The sequence below is a fragment of the Anabaenopsis sp. FSS-46 genome, from assembly GCF_029891665.1.
GTDB classification, from domain to species: domain Bacteria; phylum Cyanobacteriota; class Cyanobacteriia; order Cyanobacteriales; family Nostocaceae; genus Anabaenopsis; species Anabaenopsis arnoldii.
This window is the reverse complement of the sequence record NZ_JANQDG010000086.1, coordinates 1-8,821: the sequence shown is the minus strand read 5'-3', so window position 1 is coordinate 8,821 and position 8,821 is coordinate 1. Positions and strand designations below refer to the sequence as shown.

The window sequence follows — 8,821 nt, the reverse complement described above, 5'->3', positions numbered from 1 at the left end:
GTCAGTTGGACTGGTGAAATCATCCCCAACCTTGGTGGTGCTAAGTTCGTTAAGTCTCCATCTGATGGGCGGGTAATGAGCCGGGACATAAATGGTGCGCGGGGGATTTTCCTACGTGCATTGGTTGATACGCCCTCTCTTCAAGAGTGTATTTGTTAGTGAATATTAGCAAAAAAGTATCGGTTACATTTAAAAAATCTATATTGCTCCATCAGCTAGGAGAGCAGTCTTTTGATGCATACTTCAGCTTCTGTTCCAGGTGGTTCACCTACCTTTGATTTCTTTAGTTTTGACTTTACCGCCCCCCAACCAACACAAGATGCTGACTTACTCAGACAGCTATCATTCATCCCAGGATTAAAAGAAATAATCCTGCTACGACAAGTTCACGCCCTAGAACATGCTACTGTTTGGGTTCTGAGTGAAGCTCAAACCAGACCAAAAAAAGTACAAGTAGACAACGAACTCTTAGGCGGGCTTTCTACAGAACAAGGATTTTACCTTTATGGTGAGGTGAATATCAGTGATTTGCGCCGGGCGGTCACGCTCGGCTTAAATCGTCTGATTAATGGTGAATGGGATTTAGCCGTCCATCCCCGTTGTGGCACCAATGCATCAGTAGCAATGCTGTTGACAGCCAGCCTAGCTGTGGGTGTTAATCTATTACTACCATTGCGACCCATTGAGCAATTAATCGGTTTAGGACTCGCCGCCACCACAGCAGCAGAACTTGCACCTGATTTAGGTTCCATAGCACAGCGCTATCTCACCACCGCCATCCCCTTTAACCTCACAATTGAAAATATTACCCTGACTCGTGACCTTTGGGGAAGACCGGGACATTTTGTCAAAGTCAGCTGGCGAGAATAAACAATTAATCATGAGAAAGCTTTACTTCTTAGTTCCCGGTACTTATGGCAAATTTGCCTGTGGTGGACTTTGGGCAGAATTAAAAACAGTTCAGCTAGCCCAGCAAATCTGTAGCGCTGATGTCGTCACTTATCGCCAAAGAGAAACAGACCAACTGTTTATCGATGATCTGCTCACCCAAAAAAATTTAGATCAGGCTATTTTTGTCATTAGCTGGGGATTTGATGTACCCCAGCTAGCCAAAAAACTCAAGCAATATAACGTTATCTACCATGCCCATAGTGCCGGTTACAAGTTTTGCCTACCCCCTAGTATTCCCATCATCACAGTCAGCCGCAACACTATGGGATATTGGGGGCAAAAGTCCCCTAATTCTTTAATTTATTATTTGCCCAATCAAATTAGTAATGAATTTCAAAATTTACATTTAGAGCGGGACATTGATGTTTTAGTTCAAGCCCGAAAATCTTCTGAGTATTTAATGGAAGAATTGATCCCCGCTTTGCAGAAACAGTGTAACCTAAAATTAGTTGACTCTTATGTAGAAGACTTACCCGGTCTATTTAACCAGACAAAGATTTACCTGTATGACTCTGCCGAATATTGGGCCCAACAGTTCGTTAGTGAAGGGTTCGGACTACAACCCATGGAAGCTCTTGCCTGTGGCTGTCAGGTATTTTCCAGTATCAACGGTGGACTGTCCGATTATTTAGACCCTGGGTTTAATTGCTATAAAATCGCAGGCTACTCCCAAGAGTATGACCTGCAACGCGTTATAAATTGCCTGAAATCATCACAAACTATCAAATTATCTGAAGAATTTTTTGCCGAATATCGCAGGGAAAATATTATCAGAAGATTTCAAATTATTTTGCAAGAATTAAACGAATTCTTTGACAACAAAATTAATTTTTCACCCAATATCAAAGACTTATCAAAAACTCGGTTACTCAAACTAAGGATCAAGAACATATACAAAAAAATTAGCCAGAAGTACTTTTTCTAACTCAGCCATTTATTGCTGCTCATCATTTGAATAACCCAGCTTAAACAGTATAATAATACACTTAATATCTGTGTTCCTCTGTGGACTTTATGAAAAAAGGCAGATGTCCATTCCCTATTCCCTTGACTGTTACTAAAACTGTAACCGTCTGTAGTTTTGATGGTTCTAAATGCAATAGTAAGCAATCGGAACATAATTGAGCCTCAATTTTAGATCGACTGCGAAAAACGTTGGGTAAACTAGGTGGCAGAATGAATCGGCAAAAACTAAGTGGTGTGGCAACAACATTCCTACAAAGACGTTATGGTGTAAGTCTAGGGAGACGTTACGTTTTGGCGGCAGCTAGTGTTGTCCTGTTCAGTGTCTTGGGTTGTTCTCAAGTAAGTGGTAGTACAAATTCCCTGACCCAATCTGATCTACATTATTCCGAGACTCCCTTACCCAAAAAAATATTAATCTCTGATCAGAAACTTGTAGATGCTAATAATAGATTTGGCTTCAAACTGTTTTCCCAAATTTTGCAAAAAAACAGTAGTGAAGATAACATTTTTCTATCACCTTCAAGTATAGCGATCGCCCTGTCCATGGCATATAATGGTGCCAGTGGTTCCACTCAACAGGAAATGGCTAAAACCCTAGAATTACAGGGCATGAGTCTACCAGAAATTAACTCAGCCTACGCCACATTAAAAGGGTTACTAGAAAATCCTGATCCCCAAGTGCAACTGACTATTGCTAACTCACTATGGGCAAATCAACAAGCTACATTGCAGCCGAATTTTATCCAAAGTATCCAAGACCTATACAAAGCCCCGGTCAAAAAATTAGACTTTGAAGATGGCGCATCTGCCAATACTATCAATAAGTGGGTTGAAGACAGTACCCGGGGAAAAATCACCAAAATAGTCGAGCAAATTCCACCTGAGCAGGTATTGTTTCTGATTAATGCCATATATTTTAAAGGGCAATGGAGTAGTAAGTTTGATAAATCACAAACTGCCAAACATCCTTTTAGATTAATATCTGGTGAACAGAAGCAACACCCGATGATGTCGCAAACAGGGGAATATAAATACTATGAAAACGACCAGTTTCAGGCGGTGAGTTTACCTTATGGCGAAGATGGCAAAATCAGCTTTTATATCTTCTTACCCAAGCAGGAATCTGACCTCCCAAACTTTTATGAAAACTTGAATTTTGACAACTGGGAAAAATTGATTTCTCAGTTAAGAAACCGGGATGGATTTATTCGCTTACCCCGCTTCAAAACAGATTATGATGTAACACTCAATGATGCGCTCAAAGCCTTAGGGATGTCAGAAGCTTTTAGCAATCAAGCCAACTTTTCCGGTATAGGTAATAATGTCAAAATTAGTCAGGTCAAACATAAAACATTTGTCGAAGTCAACGAAGAAGGTACAGAAGCCAGCGCCGCCACATCAGTAGGAATGGTAGCAACAGCTTTTAGAGAAAAACCGGAACCTTTTCGCATGATTGTTGACCGTCCCTTTTTCTGTGCTATTCGAGATCATCAAACCGGGAGCATTTTGTTTATGGGTGTCATTACTGACCCTCAGTAAACATATAAAACACTCCTCACCACTACGGTAATGTCGGTTCGGAAACACCCAGAGCATTGTTAGTTTCAGGTGTTAGTGATTTTTCTGTCAGAACGTGTGCAGCTTTCTCTTCGATTTCACCGTTTAAACCCTGGGGGCGCAGGGCTGTTAAAGCCGTCTTAATAATTACAGCCGTTGGTACTGCCACAATTACCCCTAAAAGTCCACCAACTCTCGCTCCTGTAAGCACAGAAATCAGTACCCAAACTGGGTTTAAGCCAGTAAAACTACCTAAAATCCGGGGTGCAATTAAGTTCTCCAAAATTTGCTGCACAATTACCGCAGCGATGACCACCTTGATTCCCATAGAAAAATCTTGCAGGGCTACTAGGGAAGTAGTCAGGGCTATCCCCACCGAACCACCAAAGGGCACAAGAGCCATGATGCCAATAGTTAAGCCAAACAACAACCCAAATGGCACTTTTAGCCACAAAAACGTGGGAATTAGGGCTGATGCCATACAGGTAGATAAAATCAGTTGGGTGATAAAAAAGTTCTGAAAACTCAGGCGTACTGTTTTAGAGAAAGGTTCGCGAAACTTGGTAGGTAGCCATTCTACTAAACTCTGCCAAAGTTCACCGCCATGCTGCAAAAGATAAAAAGTCAAAACCATGGTTAAGAGAAAATCTAGCAGGCTAGTGAATGTCACCACAGCTAGATTTAACACTTGTCCGGCGATTTGTTGTAATTGACTCTTAACGCGATCATTAATTTGGACAACAAGAGCATCAAGATTAATTGGTAAATTCAGGGTTTCTGCTTTCTCATTTAACATCATCAACTGAGAACGTCCAGAGTCGATTAACTCTGGTAATCGCGCCACTAATTGCTGGGCTTGGGTGAGAGCTAGGGGAAACAGGGTAACACCCAGGGCCAATAGTACCGATAAGGCTAACAAAAAAACTAAAATAGCAACTTGTTCTCGCCTAGCACCTTGACGCTCCATCCAGCTCACGGGATAGTTGAGCAGAAATGCTAGTACTGAGGCTCCCACCAAAATCACGATGAGGGAGTGGAAATAATGGAAAATTGCCGAAATCGCCCAACCATTGAGAACCAAAAGTGGGGCGCATAACGCGATCGCCCCCAGGCGCGTTATAGGTGTAAATGTCTGCCACCAGTTGAGTAGCTTGCGTGTCTGCATCTTTAGCCGATTGCGGGATAGAACTAAATCAAATCTTTTTCTATAGCTTATTATCTCTAACTACATCATCGCATTTCATCTCTCTAGTTTAGGATCAGACTCAATCTTCTGAAAAATCTTGAACCAATTCAGAATTCCCAGTAAAATCAATATACATCTACCCCTACAAGACCGTTCAGGTCATACAGCGAACATTTTACCGGGAATCAGGGTTCAGTAGTTTTGCTGACCCACTATTGGGCAAGCAATCCTCTTCATTCCTGCTATGAAGCCCACATTTGACGAGTATTTTCACTGATTTTTTCGCCAATTGCAGATGATCTCTGATCAGGTCTGGTCAAACTAACTGATTGTTGTCATACTTCAATTAATTATCTCCGGATTAGCCACCAAAAAATGAGAAATCCTATAAGTGTTCTTGTTAACACAACCATCACAACTTAGTACGGTTAATTAAACGTTAAGTTATGTCAATAATTCAACCCTCACGGAACTGAGGGGCTAAGAAGCAAATCTTACCTGTTGAATTAGTTCGGCACAGCGTAAATAGGTATACCATTTAAAAAAAGTCGAAAGTCCTAAAATAAAAACCTTTGAACTTTTGACTTGTGCTTTGCGGTACTAATTCCATTGAGAATGCTCTCCGGGTGCGGACACATTCCTAAACTATTTGTTTAGTCTTTGGGTAAGGTCAAGACATTATGAATTAGGTAGGCCAGGGACTAATATATATAAGGAAAGTTACTGACTGGGATTATATCTATTACAAAAGTAGCATTTCCCAGCGCTGAACACCGCTATCCCTGTCCGTAGGTTTGTTGACTGAGTTGACCAGGTAGTAGGTATTTATATGAGTTAGTTTCGTTGCATATTAATTAGTCAGAAAATTTACAGAGTTTAATGATCAGTAAGTGTGAGGAAGTCTGTGACCAGTCAAAGAACTTCGGCAAAACAAAAGCAATTAGCCAAGGCGATCAAATCAAAAAAACCAAATTCCCACAGCCCTAAATCTCGAGGTTGGGTGTTGTTCTGGCTGGGTATGAGTGGTATTGCTATGGTCTCAGCAACAGTAGGGGCGATGTTAGCGGTTTCCCTTACTAGTAGCCCATTGCAGCAAGCACAGTTAAGCCCCCAAGAAGAAGCGGTTTTTGATACAGATCGCATTTCTGGCGGTGGGTTACGATTCTCGGAATTAACTCGCCCTGTGAATCTGTTAGTGATGGGGATGAGCGTCCTCCCATCGGATTTAATTAATCCTCCAGCCCAATTGCAGCATCTGGGCTATGAACCCCAGGTAAATTCTTTTGATGGGCTAGCTGATGTCATGATCTTGATCAAATTTGATCCAGCTACAAAAAGAATAGCTATGCTCTCAATCCCCAGAGACACTCGTACAGAAGTAATTGGGTATGGAGAGAAAAAACTCAATGCTGCTAATGTTGATGGGGGCCCAGCTTTAACCGCTCGAAGTGTTAGTCAACTCCTGGGTGATATAACAATTGACCGCTATATCCGTATTAATGTTCTGGGTGTTGGTAAACTGATCGATGCTTTGGGTGGAGTCACAGTCAACGTTCCCAAGGATTTGCGATACCAAGATGACTCTCAACGCCTATATATTAATTTAAAGGCAGGTGAACAGCATCTTGACGGTGATCAGGCTTTGCAGCTATTACGCTTTCGCCATGACGAACTCGGAGATATTGGCCGGGTTCAGCGTCAACAAACGGTCATCAGAGCTTTGATAGACCAGACTCTTAACCCTGTAACATTAACCCAATTACCCCAAATTCTCAATCTGGTCAAAGAAAATATCGATACCAATTTAACAATTGAAGAATTATTAGCACTAGCAGGCTTTGGCGTGCGAGTCAACCGTTCTAATATGCATATGTTCATGTTACCAGGTCGCTTTAGCCAACCCGGTGAATATCTGGCCAGCTATTGGATACCAGACGAAACTGGTATTTCTAGAATGATGTATCAACATTTTGGTGTCGAATTAACTCGTGAAGCCCAAGCCGTTGATTATCATTCTTTGCGAGTTTATATTCAAGATAGCACAGGTAGCGATCGCTCGCAACTGATTTCTGTAGTCCGAGATTTAGAACAATTCGGATATCGCCGCGTTTATATATCCGCACCTTGGCGGGAATCCCTGAAGGTGACCAATATCATCGCCCAGCAAGGAGATATTGAAAATGCACAGTTAATTCGCGATACTTTGGGATTTGGGGAAGTACGCATAGAAAGCACTGGTATTATTGATTCTGATATTACTATCCAGTTGGGTGAGGATTGGTTACAACAAAAAACACGTCCCTGGGACATGACTTATTAAAACTTATCCATAAAAGTGCTGAACACTCAGCACTTTTCCCTCAGAGGTTTACTTTGGTTCTAAATTTTCCTACAATAATTTCATCACCAGATGCGCAGAATGATACATGGATTGGATTACACTCCTGCGATCGCTACAGTCCGACTTTATTAGCAGGTTAACATCGGGTTGTTTACTTCATTGTCAAATAGCAGGTCAATATAGTGAATTAACTGTCATCTCCGGAGAAAGATTAAAGATATTACGAGAATTTTGCTGGTTGATGGCTGAAAAATATAAACGCACTTCCCCCGTGCGTGACGTTTTTATTAACAATCTTAAGGGAAAACTAGGGGAAGAAGTTGTTAAAGAACGTTTAGCTGATTTGATTACAGAAGTCGATTATGAAACCCGATTCGGCGGTGATGGTAATGTTGATTTTACTTTAAATTCTGATTCAAAAATCGGCGTTGAGGTCAAGTCACGTCATGGTATTATTAGTCAGGTTAGATGGTCAGTTACTTCTCAAGAAGTTGCCAAAAATACAGTTATAGTTTGCGTTTTAATTCAAGAGGATGTCAACGAAGCACAACCAGAGTATCACCTGTTTTTAGCTGGATTTCTCCCAACCAAAATGATTAAGTTAAAAACTGGTAAAATTTCTTTCGGCATCAACCAGTTATTATATGCAGGTGGTTTATTCTGCTATCTACAACAGTTAACAACATCTGATAATTATCAATACACATACTCATCAGAATTGCCAGGCAATTCAGGTAATTTCAATCAATTAAAATCTATCAATCAAGATTCCAATCACAATTATATTAAACTAGGTGATGAGTATTTTCATACCGGGGAATACCAAGCAGCAATTAATTACTATAAACAAGGATTACACATAAAAGCTGATGCCGAAAGTTATTACAAATTAGGTTTAACTTACTATCAGTTAGGAGAGTACCCAGCAGCCAATGTCAATTTTTCCCAAGCAATCCAGCTAAACTTTCATGATCATAAAGTTTACCATAAAAGAGGTTTAGCCCATTATCAACTAGGAAATTATCCAGAGGCAATCGAGGATTATACTCAAGCTATCAGAATTAATCCTCATATTGCCCTAGCTTATAAAAATCGTGCTGAAGCTCGTTCTCAAATCGGAGATAATCAGGGAGCAATAGAGGATTACACTCAAGCAATAAAAATTAACCCCGATTATGCAGATGCCTATAAAAACCAGGGAATTGCACGTTATTTCATAGAATATCACCAAGGACTATCTCAGGCAATAAAAATTAACCCCCAAAATGCAGTTGCTTACAAAAATCGTGGTAACGCTCGTGCCGATTTAGAAGATTATCAAGGAGCAATTGCCGACTATACTCAGGCTATACAGATTAATCCTAATTATGTAGATGCTTATTATAACCGTGGTCATGCTCGCTATGATCTAGGAGATTACGAGGGAGCAATTGAGGATTATACTTATATCATTAAGATTAATTGTAATTATGCTCATGCCTATTATAACCGTGGTAATGTTTATTCTCACCTAGGAGAGGAACAACTAGCAATTGATGATTTTTCTAAAGCAGCAGATATTTATAGGCGAGAAGGTCAACTAGAATCCCTTAAAGATGCTCGTGCTAGAATTTCAGATTTAGAAATTGCTCAATCATTGGATATTTTGAATTTCTAAAGTTTTCAGGTCTGCTATATAAATCCTAGACAAGTCTAGACATTTATTTCTTACTTCAAGGGGAGCATGGGAGCGGTTATCCCTCAGTAAGCTTTCAAGGTTTAGCCAACCTCGATAAGTTAATTGCTGCGTTTAAATCCCTATCCATTGAATGACCACAACT

Annotated in this window: 6 protein-coding genes; 5 read left to right on the top strand and 1 reads right to left on the bottom strand. The window is 40.5% G+C overall.

Annotation, left to right across the window (positions count from 1 at the left end; genetic code table 11):
• Positions 1-234: 234 nt before the first annotated feature.
• The 3 genes from NWP21_RS10270 (at position 235) to NWP21_RS10260 (ending at position 3,456) form a co-directional block, all read left to right on the top strand.
• Complete coding sequence (locus NWP21_RS10270; RefSeq protein WP_280792620.1) at positions 235-870, top strand: DUF6391 domain-containing protein; 636 nt, start codon at positions 235-237, stop codon at positions 868-870.
• Positions 871-880: 10 nt separating this feature from the next.
• Positions 881-1,876 carry a glycosyltransferase gene (locus tag NWP21_RS10265; RefSeq protein WP_280792619.1) on the top strand — a complete coding sequence of 332 codons (996 nt, stop codon included), beginning with the start codon at positions 881-883 and terminating at the stop codon, positions 1,874-1,876.
• A gap of 251 nt (positions 1,877-2,127) precedes the next feature.
• Positions 2,128-3,456, top strand: coding sequence for a serpin family protein (locus NWP21_RS10260; RefSeq protein WP_280792618.1), 1,329 nt, complete (start codon positions 2,128-2,130; stop codon positions 3,454-3,456).
• Positions 3,457-3,478: 22 nt separating this feature from the next.
• On the opposite strand, the gene NWP21_RS10255 is transcribed toward NWP21_RS10260, so the two are convergent.
• Positions 3,479-4,639 (bottom strand): AI-2E family transporter, encoded by a 1,161-nt coding sequence (locus NWP21_RS10255; RefSeq protein WP_280792617.1) that lies wholly within the window; start codon positions 4,637-4,639, stop codon positions 3,479-3,481.
• Positions 4,640-5,564: 925 nt separating this feature from the next.
• Here NWP21_RS10255 and NWP21_RS10250 point away from each other — a divergent pair.
• A complete protein-coding gene (locus NWP21_RS10250) occupies positions 5,565-6,980 on the top strand; it encodes an LCP family protein (protein WP_280792616.1) in 1,416 nt (471 codons plus the stop codon).
• A gap of 106 nt (positions 6,981-7,086) precedes the next feature.
• Positions 7,087-8,658, top strand: a complete 1,572-nt coding sequence (locus NWP21_RS10245; protein ID WP_280792615.1) for a tetratricopeptide repeat protein — start codon at positions 7,087-7,089, stop codon at positions 8,656-8,658.
• The last annotated feature ends 163 nt before the right edge of the window (positions 8,659-8,821 follow it).

Coding starts and splice junctions, on each gene's coding strand:
- NWP21_RS10270 (WP_280792620.1), top strand. CDS start 235: ATGCATACTTCAGCTTCTGTTCCAGGTGGTTCACCTACCTTTGATTTC.
- NWP21_RS10265 (WP_280792619.1), top strand. CDS start 881: ATGAGAAAGCTTTACTTCTTAGTTCCCGGTACTTATGGCAAATTTGCC.
- NWP21_RS10260 (WP_280792618.1), top strand. CDS start 2,128: ATGAATCGGCAAAAACTAAGTGGTGTGGCAACAACATTCCTACAAAGA.
- NWP21_RS10255 (WP_280792617.1), bottom strand. CDS start 4,639: ATGCAGACACGCAAGCTACTCAACTGGTGGCAGACATTTACACCTATA.
- NWP21_RS10245 (WP_280792615.1), top strand. CDS start 7,087: ATGGATTGGATTACACTCCTGCGATCGCTACAGTCCGACTTTATTAGC.